General features: G+C 66.6%; 17 protein-coding genes. 7 read left to right on the plus strand and 10 right to left on the minus strand.

Annotation, left to right across the window (positions count from 1 at the left end; genetic code table 11):
• Nucleotides 1–227 precede the first annotated feature (227 nt).
• Entirely contained in the window at nucleotides 228–968 is a 741-nt protein-coding gene (locus tag IB275_RS12755) for a nuclear transport factor 2 family protein (RefSeq protein WP_225607850.1), read from the plus strand.
• A gap of 223 nt (nucleotides 969–1,191) precedes the next feature.
• Nucleotides 1,192–2,664 (plus strand): aldehyde dehydrogenase family protein, encoded by a 1,473-nt coding sequence (locus IB275_RS12760; RefSeq protein ID WP_192295274.1) that lies wholly within the window; start codon nucleotides 1,192–1,194, stop codon nucleotides 2,662–2,664.
• A 169-nt stretch (nucleotides 2,665–2,833) separates the two neighbouring features.
• On the opposite strand, the gene IB275_RS12765 is transcribed toward IB275_RS12760, so the two are convergent.
• The gene (locus IB275_RS12765) at nucleotides 2,834–3,748 is read right to left on the minus strand and encodes a LysR family transcriptional regulator (protein ID WP_192295275.1); all 915 of its coding nucleotides are present in this window, start codon (nucleotides 3,746–3,748) and stop codon (nucleotides 2,834–2,836) included.
• A 119-nt stretch (nucleotides 3,749–3,867) separates the two neighbouring features.
• Between IB275_RS12765 and IB275_RS12770 the strand changes: the two genes are divergently transcribed.
• The 3 genes from IB275_RS12770 to IB275_RS12780 all read left to right on the plus strand — a co-directional run bounded on the left by IB275_RS12770 (nucleotide 3,868) and on the right by IB275_RS12780 (nucleotide 8,257).
• Nucleotides 3,868–5,604: an amidohydrolase gene (locus tag IB275_RS12770; RefSeq protein ID WP_192295276.1), complete on the plus strand. Its 1,737-nt coding sequence runs from the start codon at nucleotides 3,868–3,870 to the stop codon at nucleotides 5,602–5,604.
• A 58-nt stretch (nucleotides 5,605–5,662) separates the two neighbouring features.
• On the plus strand, nucleotides 5,663–6,742 hold the full coding sequence (locus tag IB275_RS12775) for a C45 family autoproteolytic acyltransferase/hydrolase (RefSeq protein WP_192295277.1): 1,080 nt from the start codon (nucleotides 5,663–5,665) through the stop codon (nucleotides 6,740–6,742).
• A 180-nt stretch (nucleotides 6,743–6,922) separates the two neighbouring features.
• Complete coding sequence (locus IB275_RS12780; protein ID WP_192295278.1) at nucleotides 6,923–8,257, plus strand: MFS transporter; 1,335 nt, start codon at nucleotides 6,923–6,925, stop codon at nucleotides 8,255–8,257.
• Here IB275_RS12780 and IB275_RS12785 read toward each other — a convergent pair.
• The 9 genes from IB275_RS12785 to IB275_RS12825 form a co-directional block, all read right to left on the minus strand.
• Complete coding sequence (locus IB275_RS12785) at nucleotides 8,254–9,138, minus strand: DMT family transporter (protein ID WP_192295279.1); 885 nt, start codon at nucleotides 9,136–9,138, stop codon at nucleotides 8,254–8,256. The genes IB275_RS12780 and IB275_RS12785 overlap by 4 nt on opposite strands.
• 182 nt (nucleotides 9,139–9,320) lie before the next feature.
• Nucleotides 9,321–10,310 carry a D-2-hydroxyacid dehydrogenase family protein gene (locus tag IB275_RS12790; protein WP_192295280.1) on the minus strand — a complete coding sequence of 330 codons (990 nt, stop codon included), beginning with the start codon at nucleotides 10,308–10,310 and terminating at the stop codon, nucleotides 9,321–9,323.
• Nucleotides 10,311–10,415: 105 nt separating this feature from the next.
• A complete protein-coding gene (locus tag IB275_RS12795; protein WP_192295281.1) occupies nucleotides 10,416–10,901 on the minus strand; it encodes a BRO-N domain-containing protein in 486 nt (161 codons plus the stop codon).
• 683 nt (nucleotides 10,902–11,584) lie between these two features.
• Nucleotides 11,585–12,019 (minus strand): hypothetical protein, encoded by a 435-nt coding sequence (locus IB275_RS12800; RefSeq protein ID WP_192295282.1) that lies wholly within the window; start codon nucleotides 12,017–12,019, stop codon nucleotides 11,585–11,587.
• A 125-nt stretch (nucleotides 12,020–12,144) separates the two neighbouring features.
• On the minus strand, nucleotides 12,145–12,531 hold the full coding sequence (locus tag IB275_RS12805; RefSeq protein ID WP_192295283.1) for a GFA family protein: 387 nt from the start codon (nucleotides 12,529–12,531) through the stop codon (nucleotides 12,145–12,147).
• Nucleotides 12,532–12,636: 105 nt separating this feature from the next.
• Entirely contained in the window at nucleotides 12,637–13,326 is a 690-nt protein-coding gene (locus IB275_RS12810; protein ID WP_192295284.1) for a GNAT family N-acetyltransferase, read from the minus strand.
• Nucleotides 13,327–13,403: 77 nt separating this feature from the next.
• Nucleotides 13,404–14,783: an efflux transporter outer membrane subunit gene (locus IB275_RS12815; RefSeq protein ID WP_192295285.1), complete on the minus strand. Its 1,380-nt coding sequence runs from the start codon at nucleotides 14,781–14,783 to the stop codon at nucleotides 13,404–13,406.
• Nucleotides 14,783–17,917: an efflux RND transporter permease subunit gene (locus IB275_RS12820; protein WP_192295286.1), complete on the minus strand. Its 3,135-nt coding sequence runs from the start codon at nucleotides 17,915–17,917 to the stop codon at nucleotides 14,783–14,785. The genes IB275_RS12815 and IB275_RS12820 overlap by 1 nt, the downstream gene beginning before the upstream one ends.
• A gap of 10 nt (nucleotides 17,918–17,927) precedes the next feature.
• Nucleotides 17,928–19,124 carry an efflux RND transporter periplasmic adaptor subunit gene (locus IB275_RS12825; protein ID WP_192319072.1) on the minus strand — a complete coding sequence of 399 codons (1,197 nt, stop codon included), beginning with the start codon at nucleotides 19,122–19,124 and terminating at the stop codon, nucleotides 17,928–17,930.
• Nucleotides 19,125–19,278: 154 nt separating this feature from the next.
• Here IB275_RS12825 and IB275_RS12830 point away from each other — a divergent pair, with 154 nt between their 5' ends.
• Both IB275_RS12830 and IB275_RS12835 read left to right on the plus strand, forming a co-directional pair.
• Nucleotides 19,279–20,673 carry an ATP-binding protein gene (locus tag IB275_RS12830; RefSeq protein ID WP_192295288.1) on the plus strand — a complete coding sequence of 465 codons (1,395 nt, stop codon included), beginning with the start codon at nucleotides 19,279–19,281 and terminating at the stop codon, nucleotides 20,671–20,673.
• The gene (locus IB275_RS12835; RefSeq protein ID WP_192295289.1) at nucleotides 20,670–21,338 is read left to right on the plus strand and encodes a response regulator; all 669 of its coding nucleotides are present in this window, start codon (nucleotides 20,670–20,672) and stop codon (nucleotides 21,336–21,338) included. The genes IB275_RS12830 and IB275_RS12835 overlap by 4 nt, the downstream gene beginning before the upstream one ends.
• Nucleotides 21,339–21,371 lie beyond the last annotated feature (33 nt).

The following is a 21,371-nucleotide window of genomic DNA, read 5'->3' on the forward strand; positions in this document are numbered from 1 at the left end:
AAAAAGCGGTCTTCGGGCCGCGTCCGAGTTTTGTAATCGCTCCGGGGTGCCCAGGCATACGGCTTGCCGCTCTTTGCGGGCACGCCCGGAGCAGCAAAAGCCGGCCAAGACCGGCAGGGGAAAACCATGAGCGCAGAAGCATGAGCGAAGAACAGGGCTGGAGCGCCACGCTCGAAGGCTCGACCTACCAGCCCGATCCGGCGAGCGCTGTTACCCATGCGGTGGTGATGCGGTATCACCAGGCCTGGCGCCGCCATGACATCGAGGCGCTGATGGCGCTGTTCGACCCGCAAGTGGAGTACAACGATTTCTTCCAGGGTCGTCGGATCGCGCCGAACGAACTGCGCGAGTACCTGCAGACCAGCATGCCCGCAGCAGGGGATGAGTCGCAGGTCTACGCCGACCGCCTGCGGGTCGATGGTGACACCGCCTTCCTGCAGTACCAGGTGACCCTGCGTGGCACCCAGGGGCTGGTGTCCTTCCGCGCCACCGAGGCCTACACCGTGCGTGACGGGCGGATCATCCGCGTCAACGAGCACGCAGCCCTGGTCGGCCAGCCGCAGAAAACCGCCAGCGAGCCGCAGCCGCGCATGGCCGACAGCCGCCTCGGGCTCTCCGCGCGGCAATTGAGCCTGCTCGGCGGCGACATCCAGCAGTACTTCCAGCAGACCCGGCCGTTCCTCAACCCCGACCTGGACATGCCCCAGGTCGCGGCGGCCACCGGCTACACGCGCAACCAGATTTCCTACTTCCTCAACCAGGTACTGGGGCTGAGCTTCTACCAGTACCTGAACCAGCTGCGGCTGCGCCACCTGCTCGGCCAGCTCGACGGCGCTACCAGCGTCACGCGCATCGATGAGCTGGCGCGGGCAGCGGGGTTCCGCTCGTTGTCGACCTTCTACCGCTGCTTCCGCGAGGAGACGGGGTTGTCGCCCAAGGCGTACCTGGAACAGAAGGCGGCTTCGTGAGCGGATCGCTTTTATAGGATGGCGCGGAGCGAAGCGATACCCATCAATAGGCAGGCGACCCCGGCGATGGGTATCGCTTCGCTCCACCCATCCTACGGGGTGCCGTGTACCCGCATGGCGCGCTCCGCGCGTGCCCGCATGCACGGCGCCCGCGTTATCAACCCCGTGCCCATTTCCCTATGCTCGGCCCACAAGCATTCCAACAAGCTCAGGAGACCTTCGCATGCGCGACCAGCTCTATATCGATGGCCAATGGCAGGCACCCGCGCAAGGCGGCCGCTTCGAGGTGTACGAACCCTCCAGCGAAACCGTGCTGACCGAAGTCGCCGCTGCCACCGGCGAGGACGTGGATCGCGCCGTGCAGTCCGCGCGTCGGGCTTTCGATGAGGGCGAGTGGGGTCGCAGCAGCGGCAAGGAACGCGCCGGCTACCTGCGCGCCATCGCCGACAACCTGCGTGGCCGCCGCGAAGACCTGGCCCGCCTGGAGGTGCAGGACAACGGCAAGCCGCTGCCCGAGGCGCAGTGGGATATCGACGACGCTATCGGCTGCTTCGACTACTACGCCGAGCTGGCCGAAGGGCTGAATGACGAGGGGGAAGTGGTCGCGTTGCCCGACGAGCGTTTCGCCTGCCGCGTGCTGCGCGAGCCGGTCGGCGTGGCGGGGCAGATCATCCCGTGGAACTACCCGCTGCTGATGGCTTCGTGGAAGGTCGCGCCGGCGCTGGCAGCTGGTTGTACCGCCGTGCTCAAGCCTTCTGAGCTGACCCCGCTGACTTCTCTGGAACTGGCCGCTGCCGCTGATGCCGTGGGCTTGCCCAAGGGCGTGCTCAACGTGGTCACCGGCCTGGGCCGTGACGCCGGCTCGCCGCTCTCGGCGCATCCGGGCGTGGACAAGCTGGCCTTCACCGGCAGCGTGCCGACCGGGCGCGCGATCATGCAGGCGGCGGCCCAGGACATCAAGAACGTCAGCCTGGAGCTGGGCGGCAAGTCGGCATTCATCGTCTTCGATGACGCGGATGTCGAGGCAGCCGTGGAGTGGATCCTGTTCGGCATTTTCTGGAACCAGGGCCAGGTCTGCAGCGCCACATCGCGCCTGCTGGTGCAGGACGGCCTGCACGACCGGCTGATCGAGCGCCTGGTGGAAGAGACCCGCCGCATCACCATCGGCAATGGCCTGGAGCCGGGCGTGCTGCTCGGCCCGCTGGTCAGCGCCGGCCAGCACGCCAAGGTGTTGCAGGCCATCGAAGCTGGCGTGCGCGATGGGGCGAAGCTGGTCACTGGCGGCAAGCGTCCGGCCCATCGCGAGAAAGGCTGGTTCGTCGAACCGACAGTGTTCATCGACGCACCGCTGGAAAGCGCCGTCTGGCGCGAGGAAATCTTCGGCCCGGTCCTCGCCGTGCGCCGCTTCAAGGACGAAGCCGAGGCGCTGCGCCTGGCCAACGACAGCCAGTTCGGCCTGGCAGCGGCGGTGATGTCCGCCGACCCGGCGCGTTGCCAGCGCGTGAGCCGCGGTCTGCGCGCTGGCATCGTCTGGGTCAACTGTTCGCAGCCGACCTTCACCCAGGCGCCGTGGGGTGGCTACAAGCAGAGCGGCATCGGCCGCGAGCTGGGCGTATGGGGGCTGGACAACTACCTGGAGACCAAGCAGGTCACCGAGTACCTCAGCGACCAACCGTGGGGCTGGTACATCAAGTAAGGCAAGTCAGGTGATGTGATGAGGCAGCGGATAACCCGTTCCGCGTACTGAGTTCCTGCAGGATGCGTAGAGCGCAGCGATACCCATGCTGCCGGTGTGAGGCATTGATGGGTATCGCTGCGCTCCACGCCATCCTACGTTGCGCTCATACGGTGAAACCAAGGCGCTGTCAGACCAACCCCTTCCCCTGCAGATGCTCGCGCAGGTAGTCGATGAACACCCGCACCTTGCGCGTGCTGCGGCGGTGCGGCAGGTAGAGCACATGCACCCAGGGCCCGAAGGCGCTCTGGTCGCGCCAGCAGTCGGGGAGCTGTTCCACCAGTTCGCCGCTTTCCAGGTAGGGCAGTGCGCTCCATTGCGGGAGGAACTGCAGCCCCTGGCCATCGAGCAGGCACGAGAGCAGGAAGTCGTAGTTGTCGCTGGCGATGCGCGGCACCGGCTGGCGGATGCGGATGCGTTCGCCGTCCCTCTGCACCCACCAGAAATTCCGGTTCAGCAGCGGGTGCCGGAAGATCAGCCAGTCGTGCTCCTCGTAGTTCTCCAGCGTCACGTCCAGGCCCTTTTCCGCGAGGTACTTCGGGCTGGCGCAGAGCATCAGGCGGTTCTCCAGCAGCGGCTGGGCGATCACGTCCGGCAGGTCGATGGGGCCGTCGCGCAGGGCGATGTCGTAGCCGCCTTCCACCAGGTCGACGAACTCGTCCAGCAGGTCCACTTCCAGCCGCACCTGCGGGTGCTCGCGGAGGAAGCGGCAGCACACCGCGTTGAAGAAGGCCGGGGCGAAGGAGGGCGGTGAGACGATGCGCAGGCTGCCGCGCAGTTCGGTCTGCAATTGCTCGACTTCCTCGCTGGCGCGTTGCAGTTGCATCAGCGCCGAGCGCGCGCCGTCCAGGTAGATGTGCCCAGCCTCGGTCAGCGCCATACGTCTAGTCGTACGCTCGAACAGGCGCTGACCCAGTTCGGCTTCCAGCTGCGCCACGCCTTTGGTGATCGCTGATGGCGTCTTGCCCAGCTGCTCGGCGGCGCGGCTGAAGCCGCCGTGGTCGGCGGTGGCGACGAACATGGTGAGGGCGGTCATCTTGTCCATGGATTGCTTCCTGGTATTGCTTCCTGACAGGAACAGAAGTTGTGCGGGAAGTCAGTGTTAAAGCCGCCGGGGCTTTTGCTTAACCTTCGTCACAGATCAACAATAACGAAGGCTCTGCGATGAAACTACTGATTCCGGCGCTGGTGTCGGCGGCTTGTGCTTTTTCCTCGATGGAAACTATGGCCGCCGCCGACCTTATCTTCCACGGAGGCAAGGTCTACACCGCCGAACCTGGCCAGTCGCTGCAACAGGCGGTGGCGGTGGAGAACGGTCGCATCCTCGCCGTCGGCTCCGACGCGCAGATCCTCAAGCTGCAGCAATCGGCGACCGAGGTCATCAATCTGCACGGCCAGGTGCTGATGCCCGGTTTCATCGACGCCCACACCCACCTGGTCAAGGGCGGCCTGCAGATGCTCCAGGCCAACCTGGACAACCAGGACCTGCCGCTCGCCGAGTTCGAGAGCAAGCTGCGCCAGTGGCGCGACGACGGCCGTGCGCGGCGTGGCCAGTTCCTCTCTGTCGGCGGTGTGCCGACGGCCTACTGGGACGAGCTCGGCGAGTTGCAGCAGCGCTTCAACCAGGGTGAATGGGCGAAACAGCCGATCCTCCTGGCCGGCGGCGATTACCACACCGGCTGGGCCAATCAGGCGTTGCTCGACCTCGCCGGCATCGACGCGGCCAAGGTCAAGGCGCTCAAGGGTGAGGAGCAGGCCACTATCGGCCACGGCGCCGATGGCAAGCCCAACGGCTTCCTGGTGGATGCCGGCCTCTACCCGGTGCAGGCGCTGCTGCCGCTGGCCAGCAACGACGAGTTGCTCAAGGCCCTGAAGGGCGCCCAGAGCTATTACCACGAACTGGGCATCACCGCCTGGATGGAACCCCTGGCGAACGAGAACCCCGGCGGCGACATCCACAACGATTCCGTCGGCGTGCTGCCGGCTTACAGGATGCTGGCGCAAGAGGGCGGGCTGACCGCGCACGTCGCCGCCCTACTGATGGCCGACTCCAGGGCGACCCCCGCCGACCTCGACGAGCTGGACAAGGTGCGCCAGCAATTCATCGATGTTCCCAACCTGACGCTGCCGGGCATCAAGGTATTCGCCGACGGTGTGGCCGAGGTGCCGGCGCAGAGCGCGGCGATGCTCGAGCCCTACAGCAACTCGAAAAAATACGGCGAACTGCTGATCGACCCCAAACATTTCGGCGAGCTGGTCAGCGCAGCCGACGCCCGTGGCTGGCTGGTGCACATCCACGCCATCGGTGACCGCGCAGTGCGTGAGTCGCTCAACGGCATCGAGCAGGCACGCAAGGACCGCCACAGCGGCATCCCGCATTCGATCACCCACCTGCAGATGGTCAACCCCAAGGACTTCCCGCGCTTCAAGGCGCTCGACGTGATCGCCGCCATGCAGCTGTACTGGGCCGCGGCCGACGAAAACAGCGTCGATCTGGTCAAGCCCTACGTCAGCGCCATGGCCTTCCTGCACATGTACCCGGCGCGCTCGCTGCTGAAGAACGGCGCGACCCTTTCCGGCGCCAGCGACTGGCCGATTACCACGCCTGATCCCTGGAAGGCCATCTACCAGGCGATCCAGCGCGTCGGCCCTAAGGGCGTGCTCAACGCCGCCGAGGACATCGACCGGCAGACCATGTTCCAGGCCTACACCCTCAATGCCGCGCGCACCATGCGCCTGGAACAGAGCATCGGTTCGCTCAAGCCGGGCAAGCAGGCCGACCTGATCCTGCTCGACCGCGACGTGTTCACGGTCAAGCCCGAAGCACTGCGCGACACGCGGGTGCTCAAGACCTGGTTCGCCGGCCGCGAAGTCTATAGTCGTCCAGGCGACAAACTCTGATCCAACCGGAGCGCTCCGCGCTCCGGCCCGTTTAAAAAGCAATTGCAGGAGCCTTGCCGTGATTCTTCATACCTTCACCACCGACATCCGCGACCCGCTGCATCGTGGCCGGCAGATCGGCGAAACCTTCGCCGAGCAGATCCGCCAGACCGTGGCGCTGTACCTGGACTTCTTCCCGCGCGTCGGCGTGGAGTTGGACAAGGCGCGCGCCATCGGCGAAGCCAGCCTCGCGGCGCTGGCCGACTGGTGCCCGGCCCTGGCCAGGGAAGTCGAAGGCCTGGCCCTGGGCGTCGGACTGCCGCTGTGGCAGCTGGCGGCGCTGAATGCGAGGACCGAAATTCTCGCGGTGATGCCCGAGCAACCGGTGGAAGGCGAGTGCTCCACCTCCGTCTATGCCCCGGCGGGCGCGGCTGCCCCGCGCAGCCTGCAGACCTGGGACTGGCACGACAGCCTGGTGCCCCACGGCCTGCTGCTGGGCTTCACCGGTAGCACCGGCCTGACCGCCAAGCTGTTCACCGAGTTCGGCATGCTCGGCAAGATCGGCGTGAACAGCGCAGGGCTTGGCGTGCACTTCAACATCCTGCACCACGCCAGTGACGACGGCAGCGCCGGTGTGCCGGTGCATGCCATCGCCCGCCGCGTGCTGGAAGAAGCCACCAGCGTTACCGAGGCCATCGACATGGCGCGCTCGGCGCGGGTCAGTGCGTCCACCGTGCTGACCGTCTTCACCCGCAATGACGTCCGTGCCCGTGCCGCCAGCATCGAGATGAGCCCGGCGCACACCGCCGTGGTGGTGCCGCGCGAGGATGGCTGGCTGCTGCACACCAACCACTTCCTCGACGGCGAACTGAGCTGGGGTGAGCGCACGGCGGACGTGTCCACCACCTATGCGCGCCTGGAGCACCTCAAGGCCGCCACCTCCGGTATGACTGGCAAGGCCCTGCGCGAGCGCGCCGACGCCTTCTGCGGCGCAGACGGCGACCAGGCGGTGGTGTGCTTCCACCCGGACATGTCCGAGCCGGACACCGATCGCTGGGAAACCCTGCTGAGCATCGGCCTGGATACCACTGGCTGCGCGCTGGAGTACGTGGCCGGCACGCCGAAGAAGCTGGCGGATGAGGGGTTCCTGCGGTTCTGACGCTCCTACTCCCGTCGTAGGGCGCATAACGCGCCAGCGTTATCCGCCGCCAAGCTACGGCGGATAACCCGTTTTGGATTGTGCGCCCTACGTATCACCACTTGCCAAACCAACGCCCCGTAACGGCCCGCCGGCCGCCGCGCGGGTTTCGTGTTGCCACAAAAACAAGAGTGAACCGCCATGATCGACCACACGCCCGCAGCTCCCGGCTCGCGCTCGGCCTTTCGCACCTTCTGCGTCTCCGGCATGGGCACCGCGCTGGAGTTCTACGATTTCGTCATCTACGGCTACGCCGCCGCACTGATCTTCCCGCAGCTGTTCTTCCCCGGCATGGATCGCCTGACCGCCGTGCTGGTCGCCTTCGCGGCGTTCGGCGCCGGCTTCTTCGCCCGCCCGCTGGGCGGCGTGGTGTTCGGCCACCTGGGGGACCGCTACGGTCGGCAGAAGGCGCTGGTTGCCACCCTCGTGCTGATGGGCCTGAGCACCCTGCTGATCGGCTTCCTGCCGACCCACGCCAGCATCGGCGCGGCCGCGCCCGTTCTGCTGGTGCTGCTGCGCCTGGTGCAGGGTTTCGCCGCCGGCGGCGAGTGGGGCGGGGCAGCGCTGTTCGGCATCGAGGTCGCGCCCAAGGGGCGTCGTGGCCTGTGGGGCAGCTTCACGAGCATGGGCATCGGCATTGGCGGGATCTTCGGTTCGGCGGTGTTCGCCATCGTCAGCTTCGCCTTCGACGACGACCTCAGCGGCATCGCCTGGCGCATCCCGTTCTGGCTCGGCGGCCTGCTGGTGCTGGTCGGTCTCTACGCGCGCCTGCAGAACACCGCGCCGCAGCCCAAGGCCACGCCGCAAGCCGAGGCGCGCATGCCGTTGATGGAAGCCTTCCGCCGTCGCCCGCGCGAGCTGCTGCTGTGCATCGGCATCGCCTTCGGCTACGTCACCATTGCCTATATCGGCAGCACCTTCTTCCTCGCCTACGCGACGGACATCGGCTACAGCAGCAGCCATGCCTTGCTGTTCGACTTCTCGCTGTCGGTGGCCATAGTCGCCTCCGCGCCGTTCTTCGGGCACCTGTCGGATCGCTTCGGCCGCCGCGCGGTGATGATCTTCGGCGCGGCCATCATGGCCCTCGGGCTGTTCGCCTTCTTCCCGCTGATTGGCCTGCACAATCTGCCGCTGGCGCTGCTGGCCTATGTCGCCGTGGGCTTCTTCATGGGTGCGACCCAGGGGCCGATCCCGGCCTTCCTCGCCGAGCAGTTCCCGCGGGAAATGCGCTACTCGGGGATTTCCTTCAGCTACCAGATCGGCGCGGCGCTGGGCGGCGGCACGGCGTCGAGCATCGCCACCGCCATCCTCATCGCCACCGGGCGCAACCCGTTCGGCGTGGCACTCTACGGCGCGGGGGCACTCTTGCTGGTGGCAGTGTGCTCCTGGCTGCTGCGCGAAACCTCGCGCCTGTCGATGGAAGTGATCGACCGCGACGACGCCGCAACCGGCGTCGCCCAGGTGCAGGCCGGCTAAGTGACGGCGCGCGCCTTGGTGCCGGGCAGTATCCCAAGCACCAGGGCGCAGCCGAGCAGGATGATCAGCGCGCCCACGCCCTGCATCAGCGACAGGCTTTCGCCCAGCACCAGCGCACCCACCAGCACGGCGACCACGGTGACGACGAACTCCACGCTGATGGTTCTCGTGGCGCCTATGCGCGCGACGAGCTGGAAGTAGACGACGTAGTTCACCGCGCTGAGCACGCAGCCGCAGAGCAGCAAGAAGAGGAAGTCGACCGGCTGCGGCGTGCCCGGCACCGGCACCCAGATCAGCAGGGGCAGCGTCAGCAACCCGCCGATCCCGAATGCGCCGCAGGTCACTTCCCAGGGCCCGGCGGTACGCAGTTTGAGGCTGGCGTAGTTGCTGCCGAAGGCCGCGCACACCGCGCCGAACACCGAGGCCGCGCTGCCGAGGATGAACTCGTGGGTGATCGGCACCGCCGGGAAGCCCACCAGCAGCACCATCCCGCAGAAGCCCAGCACCAACCCGCCCAGGCCGCTCCAGGTGATGCGCTCCAGGCCCCAGAGGCGGCCGATGAGCATGGAGAACAGCGGAATGCCGGCGACGAAGATCGCCGCCATGGCGGTGCCGATGCGCGGTGTGGCGTAGGTCATGCCGATCAGTTGGCCGGCCACCGTGGTCGCGCCGACCACGCACAGCGGCTTCCACAACCCTTCGAAATTCAGCCGGCGCCCGGATAGTTTGGCCACCGCGAACAACGTGAAGCTGGCGATCAGCGCGCGGAAGCTGACTGCGCCAACCCAGCCGAACCCGGCGATGGCCTTGAGCAGCACGAGAAAGGACAGCCCCCAGCCGATCGCAAGGAACAGATAGGCGGCAAGGTCGCGCGGTTGCATACGACTCCGGTGGCACAAGGCAGAAGAGGGCCACCGAAAAGCGGCGGCGAATGCGTCCATCTTGCCGGGCGCCCCTGGCGCTTGGGAAGGCGGCGCACCGACGTTTTGCTGTCTGCCGGCGGCGCCTTTCAGCTGCCTGTATTGCATCCTGGCACGGCAGTGCGGGGGCGAAGCGGTTTCCGCTAGGAGTTTTCCGCCCGCCTGTTCGCCAGGGCCTGTGGGTTCGCCATGTTCTTCGGTGCTCCGCCGAAGAACGCCACCACGTTGTCGAAGGCATCGCCGAAGTACAGCTCGTAGCCGTTCTTTTCCACGTACCCCAGGTGTGGGGTGCAGAGCGCGCGGGGATGCTTCAGCAGGTCGTTGTCGGCGGCGAGCAGCGGCTCCTGTTCGAAGACGTCCACGGCCGCGTAGCCAGGCCGTCCGGCGTTCAGGGCCTGCAATAGCGCGCCAGGAGCGATGAGCTCGGCGCGGCTGATGTTCACCAGCAGGGCGCTGGGCTTCATGCCTGCCAGGTCCGCGAAGGTGACCCCATGACGGGTGCTCTCGGACAGGCGCAGGTTGAGGCTGAGGATATCCGCCTCGGCAAAGAAGGCCGCGCGCGAAGCAGCCGCCTGATGACCATCGGCGATGGCGGCGGCCCGGCTGTTGTCGCTGCCCCAGACCAGCACAGGCATGTCGAACGCCTGCGCATAGCGCGCCAGACGCTGGCCGATCTTGCCGTAGCCCCAGATGCCCAGCGTCTGCCCGGCCAGCGCGTGGCCCAGGTTGACCTGCCATTGCCCGGCCTTGAACGCTTCGATAGCCGGAACGAGTTGCCGGCGCGCGGTGAGGATGAGCGCCCAGGCCAGTTCGGCGGGCGCCACGGGCGAGCCTCGTCCCTCGGTCACCACGATGCCGCGCTCGGTGCAGGCGTCCAGGTCGAGGTGGCCGGACACCTTGCCGGTCTGGCTGATCAGCTTGAGCCTGGGCAGCCTGTCGAGCAGCGCGGCGTCGATACGGGTGCGCTCGCGGGTGAGCACCAGCGCGTCGGCATCGGCGAAGCGCGCGGCCAACTCGTCCGCCGAAGCGGGGCCCAGGTCATGCAGCACGCGCACGTCGTGCCCGGTCAGTTGGCTGTAGCAGTCCAGCGTTCGGATCACGTCCTGGTAGTCATCGGGGATGACGATGTTCATGGGGAGTCCGCCTCTGCGGTCGTTTGGGTTACCGCAGGACGATATCCGATCTTCAAAAAGCCCGCACAGAGGCGGGCTGAAACTGTGGCAGATCCGCGCAGGGCCTCAGCGTGACGCCCGGGCTTCCGCCTCCAGCAGTCTCGCCGCATCACCTACACGCATCCATACGCCGCCCTGCCATTCGAGCAAGGCCAGCGGATGGTCCTGCACCCTGCGCTGGAAATAGCGCGGGCCGTTGCCTTGCTGCAGCCGCGAATCCCGCAGCACCGGCACCACCTCGTTACTCAGCCACTGCCGCAGGTTGCGGTTTTCCGGGTGGAAAAAGTAGAGCAACAGCAGCGTATACAGGCCGCTTTCGCTGACCAGCAATTCGTCCTCGCGGCAGCCGGCCAACGGCTCCCAGCGGTACTGGTCCGGGTCGAGCTTGCGCGGCACGCGGGCGCTGAAGTGGGTGTTGGTCAGGCGCGCCAGGTCGCGGGCGACGAACCAGGCCTGGTGGTCGATCATCAGCGCGCGCAGGGTACGGTCGAAACGGTGAAAGGTCTGGGCAATCAGGCCGGAATTGGCCGGGAAATCGATCCTTGGGGTCATGGCGTTCTCCGTGCGCAGGGCAGGAAGTACAGCGAGAAAACCGCCTCCGAAAGGGAAGGGAGGCGGACCGTGCAAGGGTGGAAACCGGTGGATTACCGCCAAAGACCGGCCGGGCCGAAGCCCGCCTCACACGGTCCGCCATAGACAGCCAGGGGTGACCCAGCCTGGTAAAAGACTGGGCCGTTCCTGCTACGGCAAAGCGGTATCCAAACAGGTTTCCACACCTGGCCACGGCTGTTCCGTGGCGGAGGAAACGCTAAGCAGAGGCTTTGTAGGACCGCAATGCCGATGGCGAGTCAGGAACTTCCCGGAGGCCAGCGCCGCGCCGGAAGGATGCTTCGCGACGTAGGAGCCAGGCTCAGGAAAGGTGGGAGAGGGTGACAGTCCAAGCGGTGCGCGTATGCAGGATGACTCGCCTCGACTGGAAGGAATGCGGAAAACACGGCGGGTTATTCGTCCTACGGAAGAGTTAGACCATTACAGAAAGCCGCTCAGCCCTGATCGACTCTGCGCATGCTCCGCCTCGAACGGGTGACTCTTGATACCAACCTCACTTGCCAGTACTGCGATTCAGTGGCGGGAACAGCCGTGGGGGCATCTGGTCATACGCCCGCTTCCGGCCGATTGGTGCCTTTGATGTGGGGCGGTTACCGACCCATAGCAGCCCCACCTATCGACGACAGTCAGCGCGCTAGCTTTGGCTTTCGCCACCAGGAAATGAAGCGCAAAACATCACTTTTCAAAAGTAAGGCCAGTGCCAGCAGGCAGGCCAACGTCAGAGACATCCCCTCAGCGAGAATGGCTGGATTGCTTTCCTGGTGACTATGCATTCGACCGAGCTGGTTGACGACGGTGGATGCAAACAACTGAGCGGGGAAACACAGCAAGATCGCACAAACACGCCGCACCGAGACATGCAGCCGGTTCAAACGAGCTGGGACAACGGCCGGAAGCCAAGCAGGAAAGCTGAACGCGACGCCTATCGCCACCCAGGCAGCAATGGCGATTCGTGAGGATTGTGGCTCGACAGCAAAAGTGAACGTTACGCCGAGGAGTGCGAAAGAGCCTCCAATGACGCACGCGAGCAGCAGCAAGGTGACTCGGGTTAAGTTGGACATCTCTTTACCGACAGGCGAGAAGCGGTGACCAGTTGGCGAGTGAAGCACAAGCGCTATAAATGTGCTGTGTTCAGTGTCCGCTCCTGGCCGTTAGCTGCCTGCTGAACCGGATATGTATTGTCAGATCAGGACTCTTGAAACCGCAGCCATGAAGCTCGGTTACTGACATGGACATGCTTCTGTCTGGCCGGTTCGAAGGCGCTGTCCAGCGTGCCAAGGGCTATGGAAATCCAATCGGAAAACTCCCCTTGGCTCGTTGACCAGAACAGCGAAGAACCACAGTTGGAACAGAACTGACGCAGCACACCGACCGACGACGAATAGGATCGGATGCCCCCCGCACCAGCCAGAATTCGAAGATCCCCGCGCGGCACGCTGCCGTAGCTGGCAAAGGCCGCTCCGTGGCTTTTTCGGCATTGGCTGCAATGGCAATGGCTGACAGCCTTGGGTGCTGTGGTCGCTGCATACCTGACCGAGCCGCACAGGCAGCTCCCCTGGAAAGTTTCATCCATGTTATTCGTCGTTCCTTGATGAAGGCGGCAGCTGGACTGCGCCATGGGTGCAACAGATGGAGTGCCGGTCTGTCGAGGGGCGGCCAGACGGGCAGCAGAAGGCACTCAGTGGAGGGTGGGGAAGCGCGCCTTCACCAGTTCCTGCGCCTGCCAGGTCATCTGGTCGAGCAGGCGGTCGCGTTTCTTCTCGGCCTCGCGCATGGCCTTGCTGCCGTTCTGCTTTACCAGGTAGGTGTGGATCTGCCGCACTTCCTTGGACTGGTAGATCGGCGCCAGGTCCTGCACGGCGACCATGCCGTCGGAGCGGTGGTCGCGGGTGTTCATCAGCACATGCGGCCCCTGGGCGGCGAGGACCTGGAAGCCCATCGCCTCGAAGACCGGCACCTTGCCCGCCGCGCAGGCCAGTTCGGCGTGGGGGCGGTGTGCTGTCATCTTCTGCAGCATGGCGCGGGCCATGCCCCGGCGGCGGTGGCTGGCCTGGACGGCGAGGTAGGCCAGGGTGCAGGCCTCGGCGTCGTCCTGGCTCGGCAGGTAGAGGGCGAAGCCGAGCACCTGCGACGGGTCTTCGTCGTCGAGGGCGAGGATCAGGCGTGCGGGACTTTCCGGGGAACCGTCCATGGCCTGCAGGTACAGGTGTACCTCGAAGCCGATCACGTACTGGTACAGCTGGAACAGCGGGTTGCTCGGTGTCAGCGGCACCGGACTGATGTCGCTGAAATAGTCCACCACCATCTGCAGCACCTGGCTCTTCAGGGATTCGGGAGGAGAGGTGTCGAGGATGGCGAGGGTGAACATCTGCAGCGGGCTCCGGGAAATCGGTGTTGGCGCCATTGTAACCTCCGCAGGCGCCGACCGATTCATCCGCCCGGCATTCAGCCCTGCCAGCCGCCACCGAGGGTCTTGTACAGGGTCACCCGGTTGACCTGCTCGGACAGCTCCAGAGTGATCTGCGTCTGCTGTGCCGAGTACAGCGAGCGTTGCGCATCGAGCACCTCGAGGAAGCTCTGCGAGCCCTGCTTGTACAGCGCCAGCGACAGGTCGTAGCTCTTCCTGGTGGCCTGGGTCAGGCTGCGCTGGGCGTCGAGGCGTTCGCTGATGTGGCCGCGTACCGAGAGGGCGTCGGCGACTTCGCTGAAGGCGGTCTGCAGGGTCTTCTCGTACTTGGCCACGTCGATGTCGCGGGTGATCTTTGCCGCGTCGAGGCTGGCGCGGTTACTGCCGGCGTTGAAGATCGGCAGGTTGATCGACGGGGCGAAGCTCCAGGCGCGGCTGCCGGACTTGAATAGCCCGGACAGCTCGCTGCTGGCACTGCCGCCGCTGGCGGTCAGGGTCACGCTGGGGAAGAACGCCGCACGCGCGGCGCCGATGTCTGCGTTGGCGGCCTTGAGCGTGTGCTCGGCGGCCAGTACGTCGGGGCGGCGTTGCAGCAATGTCGAGGGCAGGCCGGCGGGAACATTGACCAGCAGCGCGGCGTCGAGTTTCGCATCGCCCGGCAGCAGACTGTCGTCCAGGCGTTCGCCCACCAGCAGCTCCAGTGCGTTGCGGTCCTGCTCGACCTGGCTTGCGTAGTTGGCCACGTCGGCGCGGGCCGACTCCACGGTGCTCAGCGACTGCGCCAGGCTCAGCCCGGACTGGCCGCCCAGGCCATGGCTCTTTTGCGTCAGCTCGTACGTCTTCTGCTGGCTGGCGTAGGTTTCTTTCGCCAGGGTCAGCAGTTGCTGGTCGGCGGCCAGGGTCATCCAGGCGCTGGCGACTTCGGCCACCAGGCTGATCTGCGTGCTGCGCCGGGTTTGCTCCAGGGACAGGTAGTCCTCCAGCGCGGCGTCCTTCAGGTTGCCCAGGCGACCGAACAGGTCCAGCTCGTAGCTGCTCACGCCGAGGCCGACGCTGTACTGGCTGCTGACCGCGTTGCTGCCATCGGAGACCGAGCGCTGGCGGGTGCCGTCGGCGGTGGCGGAGACCGCCGGGAACAGCGCCGAACGCTGGATGCGGTACTGCGCCTGCTGGTACTCGACGTTCAGCGCCGCCACGCGCAGGTCGCGGTTGTTGGCCAGGGCGCGGGCGACGGTGTCGCGCAGGCGGGCATCGACGAACAGCTCGCGCCAGGCGATATCGGCGCTGGCCTGGCCGGTCGGGGTAGCGGTGGACCACTGGCTGGCCACCGGGGCGTCCGGGCGTTGATAGTCGGGCGCGAGGTTCACGCAGCCGCCGAGCAACATCGCCAGGACCAGGGGAATCGGGGAAAGACGCATCAGGCTTCTCCTGCAGCGGTGACGTCGCGGGTGGCTTTGCGGCGCGAGGCCAGGCGCTGCACCAGCACATAGAACAGGGGGATGAAGAACAGGCCGAGCAGGGTCGCGGCGAGCATCCCTCCAAGCACACCGGTGCCGATGGCCTGGCGCCCGCCAGCGCCGGCACCGCTGGAAAGCGCCAGCGGCAGCACGCCGAGGATGAAGGCCAGGGAGGTCATCAGTACCGGGCGCAGGCGCACCCGGACGGCCTCCAGTGTGGCCGCCAGCAGGTCCTGGCCACGCTCGTGGTTCTCCTTGGCGAACTCGACGATGAGGATGGCGTTCTTCGCCGCCAGGCCCACCGTGGTCAGCAGGCCGACCTGGAAGTAGACATCGTTGGACAGCCCGCGAACACCGGTCAGCAGGAGCGCGCCGAGGATGCCCAGCGGCACCACCAGCATCACTGCGAAGGGCACCGACCAGCTCTCGTACAGCGCTGCCAGGCAGAGGAACACAAAGAGGATGGAGATGGCGTAGAGCAGCGGCGCCTGGTTGCCGGCGAGGCGTTCCTGGTAGGACTGGCCGGTCCAGGCGTAGCCGATGCCTTCGGGCAGCTGGGTCATTATCTGCTCCACCGCCGCCATGGCGTCGCCGGAGCTGACGCCGGCCGCCGGTTCGCCCACCAGCTCGTAGGAGCCGAAGCCGTTGTAGCGCTCCAGCAGCGGCGAGGCGGTGCTCCAGCGGGTGCTGGTGAAGGCCGACAGCGGCACCATGGCGCTGCTGGAATTGCGCACGTACCAGTCGCCGATGTCCTCGGCCTGCATGCGCTTGTCGGCATCGCCCTGGAGGTAGACCTTCTTCACCCGGCCGGCGTCGAGGAAGTCGTTGACGTAGCTGCCGCCCATGGCTGCGCTGAGGGTGTCGTTGATGTCACTGGAGGCCACGCCCATGGCGCCGGCCTTGCGGTCGTCTATGTCGACGTTGAGCTGCGGGGTGTCCTCCAGGCCCTGGGCGCGCACGTTGGCCAGGCGCGGGTCCTTGGCCGCCAGTTGCAGGAAGGTATCTCGGGCCTTGAGCAGCTCGGCGTGACCGAGGCCGGCGAGGTCCTGCAGCTGGATGTCGAAGCCGGAGCTTTCGCCCAGGCCCTGGATCGCCGGCGGCGAGATGACGAAGACGTTGGCGTCGAGGATCTTCGACAGCGCCATGTTGGCGCGGCGGGCCACGGCAGCGGCGGTGTGTTCGTCGCCCTGGCGCTCGCTCCAGTCCTTGAGCTTGATGAAGCCGCGCCCGGAGTTCTGCGCGTTGCCGCCGTTGCCCAGGCCACGCACGGTGAGCACCGACGCGACTTCCGGCTGCTGCAGCATGTACTGCTGCACCTCGCGGGTGACGTCCTGCAGGCGCTCGTCGGTGCCGCCCACCGGCAAGGTCATCATCATCATGAGCATGCCCTGGTCCTCGTCGGGGAGGAACGCGGTGGGCAGCTTGTGGAACATCACACCCACGCCGCCCAGCACCAGCGCATAGATCAGCAGCGCGCGCAGCGGGCGCGCCAGCACGGCGCCAACGCCGCGCTGGTAGTCACGCGAGCCGCGCTCGAAGGTGCGGTTGAACCAGCCGAAGAAGCCACGGCGTGGTTCGCCGTGCTTCGCGTTCGGCTTGAGCAGGGTGGCGCACAGCGCCGGGGTGAGGGTCATCGCGACCAGCACCGAGAGCGCCATGGCGGCGACCATGGTCACCGAGAACTGCCGGTAGATCACGCCGGTGGAGCCGCCGAAGAACGCCATCGGCACGAACACCGCCGAGAGCACCACGGCGATGCCGATCAGCGCACCGCTGATCTCGCCCATGGACTCGCGTGTCGCTTCGCGGGGCGACAGGCCCTGCTCGGCGATGATCCGCTCGACGTTCTCCACCACCACGATGGCGTCGTCCACCAGCAAGCCGATGGCCAGGACCATGCCGAACATGGTCAGGGTGTTGATCGAGTAGCCCATCAGCGCGAGCACGCCGAAGGTGCCCAGCAGCACCACCGGCACGGCAATGGCCGGGATCAGGGTGGCGCGGATGTTCTGCAGGAACAGGTACATGATGAGCACGACGAGGGCGATGGCTTCGAACAGCGTCTTGACCACTTCCTCGATGGAAATCTTCACGAAGGGTGCGGTGTTGTAAGCGACCTCGCTGCGCAGTTGCAGCTTGCTGGGGAAGAATTTTTCCAGCTCGGCGAGCTTGGCCTGCACGGCTTCGGACACGTCCAGCGCATTGGCGCCGGTGGCCAGGCTCACGGCCAGTCCGCCGGAGGGCCGGCCGTTGTGTTCGGCGACCACGTCGTAGCTTTCGCTGCCCAGTTCCACGCGGGCCACGTCGGCCAGAGTCACCACCGCGCCATTGCTGGAGTACTTGAGCACCAGGTCGCGGAACTGCGCGGCGGTCTGCAACTTGCTGCGCGCGCTGAGGGTGGCGTTGAGTTGCTGGCCGGGGCGGGCGGGCAGGGCACCGAGCTGGCCGGCGGAGGTGTCGACGTTCTGCGCGGTGAGTGCGCTGCTGACGTCCGAGGGCATCAGCGAGTATTGCTTGAGCTTGTCCGGGTCGAGCCAGATGCGCATGGCGTAGCTGGAGCCCAGGGTGGTGACCTCACCCACGCCGTTGACCCGGCTGATCTGGTCGTAGAGTGTGCTGGAGATGAAGTCGCTGATGTCGGTGGCGCTGACCTCGGGATTGTCCGAGACCAGCGAGACGATGATCAGGAAGTCGCTGGCCGAGTTGCGGATCTCGATGCCCTGTTGCTGCACGGTTTCCGGCAGGCGCGCCTTGGCCTGCTCCAGCTTGGTCTGCACCAGCATCTGCGCGGTGTTGACGTCGGTACCGGCCTCGAAGGTCAGGGTGATGCTGGCGCTGCCCGCCGAGCTGCTGCTGGATGACATGTAGGTCAGGCCGTTGAGCCCGGTCATCTGCTGCTCGATGACCTGGGTCACCGAGTCTTCCATGGTCTTGGCCGAGGCGCCGGTGTAGGTGGCGTTGAGGCTGATCTGCGGCGGCGCGATGTTGGGATACTGCGCCAGCGGCAGCTGGTAGATGGCAAGGATGCCGCCGAGCATCACCAGGATGGCGATGACCCAGGCGAAGATCGGCCGGTCAATGAAGAAGCGTGCCATGGCGTGGGCCTCAGTCGGTGCTGTCGTTGCGGGCGGTCAGGCTGGTGTCGCCGGCGTTGCCGCTCTTCCAGTCGATGGCCTGCACCGGCTGGCCGACGCGGACCTTCTGCAGCCCCTGGACGATCAGTTGGTCGCCATCCTCCAGGCCCTTGCTCACCCACCAGCGATTGCCCACGGCTCGGTCCAGGGTCAGCTCGCGCTGCTCGACCTTGCCGTCCACCACCACCAGCGCGGTGGCGCCGCCGCGTTCGTCCCGGCTGACGCCTTGCTGCGGTACGAGGATGGCGTCCTGTTGCACGCCTTCCTGCAGCGTCGCCTTGATGTACATGCCCGGCAGCAGCAGGCCGTCGGGGTTGGGCACCAGGGCGCGCAGGGTCACGCTGCCGGTGCTCTCATCCACGCTCACGCCGTTGAAGGTGAGGGTGCCGTCGTGGGCATAGGTGCTGCCGTCCTCCAGCTGCAGGTTGATGCGCGCGGCGTCTTTCTCCTCGGCGCGGGTGAGCTTGCCTTCGGCCAGCTCGCGCTTGAGGCGCAGCAGGGTGGTGCTGGGCTGGGTGAAGTCGACGTAGATCGGGTCGAGCTGCTGCACGGTGGTCAGCGCGGTGGTCTGCTCGGCGGTGACCAGCGCGCCGGCGGTGACCGACGAGGTGGACGTGCGGCCGGCGATGGGCGCGTTGATCTTCGTGTAGCCGAGGTTGATCCGCGCGGTGCGCAGCGCGGCTTGCGCCGATTGCAGGCTGGCGCGGGCTTCGAGCAGCGAGGCCTGGGCGCTTTCGTTGTCCTCGGCGCTGATGGCGTCGATCTTCACCAGCTGCGCATCGCGCTTGGCTTTCAGCTCGGCCGCCTTGAGCGTGGCGCGCGCCGAAGTAACGCTGGCCTCGGCCTGGGCGAGGGCGGCCTCGTAGGTCTGCGGGTCGATCTGGTAGAGCGCCTGGCCGGCCTTCACCGTCGCGCCTTCCTCGAACAGGCGCTTGAGCAGGATGCCGCCCACCTGCGGGCGAATCTCGGCGACCAGGTGCGCGCTGGCGCGGCCGGGCAGGGTGGTGCTCAGGGCCTGGGGCGCGCTGGCGACGTGGTACACCGCGACTTCCTGCACGGGCAGGGTGGGGGCGGCGCTCTCATCGCGGCAACCGCCGAGGACGAACAGACCGGTGCCCAGCAACAGGGCACGCGACAAGGGGGAAAACGAGGGGAAGAAGGAGGACATCCGTGGGACTCCGGACCGGAATGATTTTCACGATCCAGGCTGCTCGGCAAATGTGCAGTCATTGTGCAGAAAAGTGGGAGATTGCCCGTGCCGCCTTGCCCCATGCGGGGTGCCGCGCTTCAATGACGGCAGTTTCGATTGCCCCGGCGGTGCCATGAAAGTCAGTCTTTCCAGCAAGTTCTTCCTGGCTATGCTCGCGGTGTGCGCCTTCGCCGTGCTGGGCATGGTGTTCGCCGCCTACCTGAGCCTGAAGTACGGTTTCCTCGGCTACCTCAACCAGCAGGCCGAGGAACGCATGGAACGCATCGTCCCGCGCATCGAGCAGGCCTACGCGCAGAACGGCAGCTGGGACTTCATCCGCCGCGACCAGGACCAGTGGTTCGAACTGCTGCGCCCGGACGACATCAAGGACGACAAGACCTTCGATCCCAGCCTGCTCACCGTCTCCGACCTCACCGGTGCCTTCGTCCGCTTCGCCCTGCTGGACGAGCAGCGCAAGCCGATCATCGGCTACCGCGCCGCCGCCGGCGACATGCTGCTGCGACCGATCAACCATCAAGGGCACGTGGTCGGCTGGATGGCCCTGGCACCGCTGCAATCGGTGACCAGCGTTGGTGACCGGCGCTTCCAGCTCAACCAGCTGCGCTCCAGCCTGCTGGTGGGCCTGGCCTGCCTGCTGGGCACCGCGGTGATCGCCTGGTGGCTGAGCCGCGCGCTGTTGCGGCCGATCCGCGAGGTGGCGCGTGCCACCCATGAGTTGGCGGCCGGCGACTATGCGATCCAGGTGCCGGTGCGCTCGCAGGACGAAGCCGGGCAACTGGCCGGCGACTTCAACCGCATGGCCACGACCCTGGCCGGCAACGAGCGCATGCGCCGTGACTTCATGGCCGACATCTCCCACGAACTGCGCACGCCGCTGGCGGTGATGCGCGCCGAGCTGGAGGCCATGGAGGACGGCATTCGCCCGCTGGACGCCACCGCGTTGCGCTCGCTGCAGGGCGAGGTAGGCGCGCTGACCAAGCTGGTGGACGACCTGTTCGACCTGTCACTGGCCGAAGTCGGCGGACCGACCTACCGCCGCGAGCGCATCGACCTGCGCGTGCTGCTGCCGGTGGTGGCCGAGGCCTTCCAGGCGAGCTTCGCCGAGCGCGGCCTGACCCTGCGCGTGGAGTTGCCGGAGCAGCCGTTGTGGGTGCTCGGCGACGAATCGCGTCTGGGCCAGCTGCTGCACAACCTGCTGGAAAACAGCCGCCGCTACACTGACAGCGGCGGGCAGACGGTGCTGCGTGCGCTGCGCGACGGCGAGCGCGTGCTGGTGCAATGCGAGGACAGCGCGCCGGGGGTGGATGCCGCTTCGCTGGAGCGCCTGTTCGAACGCTTCTACCGTGCCGAGCGTTCGCGCAACCGCGCCAGTGGCGGCACCGGGCTCGGGCTGGCGATCTGCCGGGGCATCGCCGAGGTGCATGGCGGCAAGCTGAGCGCCAGAGCCTCGGCGCTGGGCGGTTTGCTGCTGACACTGGAACTGCCGGTCGCCGGAGCTGAAGCATGAGCCAAGGACAGATCCTGCTGGTGGAAGACGAACCCAAGCTGGCCGCGCTGGTGGGCGACTACCTGCGCGCCGCGGGCTTCGAGGTGGAGCACATCGCCGACGGCCTGGAAGTGGTCCCGGCGATTCGCCAGAAACACTACGACCTGATGCTGCTCGACCTGATGCTGCCGGGCCGCGACGGCCTGGATATCTGCCGCGAGCTGCGTGGCTTCAGCCGCCTGCCGATCATCATGATGACCGCCCGCGTCGACGAGATCGACCGCCTGCTCGGCCTGGAACTGGGCGCCGACGACTACATCTGCAAACCCTTCTCGCCACGCGAGCTGGTGGCGCGGGTCAAGGCCGTGCTGCGGCGTACTGGCACCCACGCGTCGAGCTTCGGGCTGGAGCTGGATGCGCGCACCTTTCACGCGCGCTACCAGGGCATCGCGCTGGACCTCACGCCGGTGGAGTTCCGCATGCTTGCCGCGCTGGCGGCGCGGCCGGGGCAGGTGCTGTCGCGCGACCAACTGATGAACCACATCTACCAGGACCACCGGGTGGTCGCCGACCGCACCGTGGACAGCCACGTGAAGAACCTGCGGCGCAAGCTGACCGCCATCACCCCGGCGGTCGATCCGATCCGCTCGGTGTACGGCGTCGGCTACAGCCTGGAGTGCGAGTAGACCGGCGGGCAGATCGCGATTTGTTTTCCGGCC

Source organism: Pseudomonas sp. PDM21, assembly GCF_014852505.2.
Lineage (GTDB): Bacteria > Pseudomonadota > Gammaproteobacteria > Pseudomonadales > Pseudomonadaceae > Pseudomonas.

Excerpts from the sequence above, each read along its gene's own strand:
- IB275_RS12765 (WP_192295275.1), bottom strand. The coding sequence starts at position 3,748 with ATGGACAAGATGACCGCCCTCACCATGTTCGTCGCCACCGCCGACCAC.
- IB275_RS12805 (WP_192295283.1), bottom strand. The coding sequence starts at position 12,531 with ATGGATGAAACTTTCCAGGGGAGCTGCCTGTGCGGCTCGGTCAGGTAT.
- IB275_RS12815 (WP_192295285.1), bottom strand. The coding sequence starts at position 14,783 with ATGCGTCTTTCCCCGATTCCCCTGGTCCTGGCGATGTTGCTCGGCGGC.
- IB275_RS12830 (WP_192295288.1), top strand. The coding sequence starts at position 19,279 with ATGAAAGTCAGTCTTTCCAGCAAGTTCTTCCTGGCTATGCTCGCGGTG.
- IB275_RS12780 (WP_192295278.1), top strand. The coding sequence starts at position 6,923 with ATGATCGACCACACGCCCGCAGCTCCCGGCTCGCGCTCGGCCTTTCGC.
- IB275_RS12795 (WP_192295281.1), bottom strand. The coding sequence starts at position 10,901 with ATGACCCCAAGGATCGATTTCCCGGCCAATTCCGGCCTGATTGCCCAG.
- IB275_RS12810 (WP_192295284.1), bottom strand. The coding sequence starts at position 13,326 with ATGTTCACCCTCGCCATCCTCGACACCTCTCCTCCCGAATCCCTGAAG.
- IB275_RS12785 (WP_192295279.1), bottom strand. The coding sequence starts at position 9,138 with ATGCAACCGCGCGACCTTGCCGCCTATCTGTTCCTTGCGATCGGCTGG.
- IB275_RS12790 (WP_192295280.1), bottom strand. The coding sequence starts at position 10,310 with ATGAACATCGTCATCCCCGATGACTACCAGGACGTGATCCGAACGCTG.
- IB275_RS12760 (WP_192295274.1), top strand. The coding sequence starts at position 1,192 with ATGCGCGACCAGCTCTATATCGATGGCCAATGGCAGGCACCCGCGCAA.
- IB275_RS12820 (WP_192295286.1), bottom strand. The coding sequence starts at position 17,917 with ATGGCACGCTTCTTCATTGACCGGCCGATCTTCGCCTGGGTCATCGCC.
- IB275_RS12825 (WP_192319072.1), bottom strand. The coding sequence starts at position 19,124 with ATGTCCTCCTTCTTCCCCTCGTTTTCCCCCTTGTCGCGTGCCCTGTTG.
- IB275_RS12800 (WP_192295282.1), bottom strand. The coding sequence starts at position 12,019 with ATGTCCAACTTAACCCGAGTCACCTTGCTGCTGCTCGCGTGCGTCATT.
- IB275_RS12755 (WP_225607850.1), top strand. The coding sequence starts at position 228 with ATGCGGTATCACCAGGCCTGGCGCCGCCATGACATCGAGGCGCTGATG.
- IB275_RS12835 (WP_192295289.1), top strand. The coding sequence starts at position 20,670 with ATGAGCCAAGGACAGATCCTGCTGGTGGAAGACGAACCCAAGCTGGCC.
- IB275_RS12770 (WP_192295276.1), top strand. The coding sequence starts at position 3,868 with ATGAAACTACTGATTCCGGCGCTGGTGTCGGCGGCTTGTGCTTTTTCC.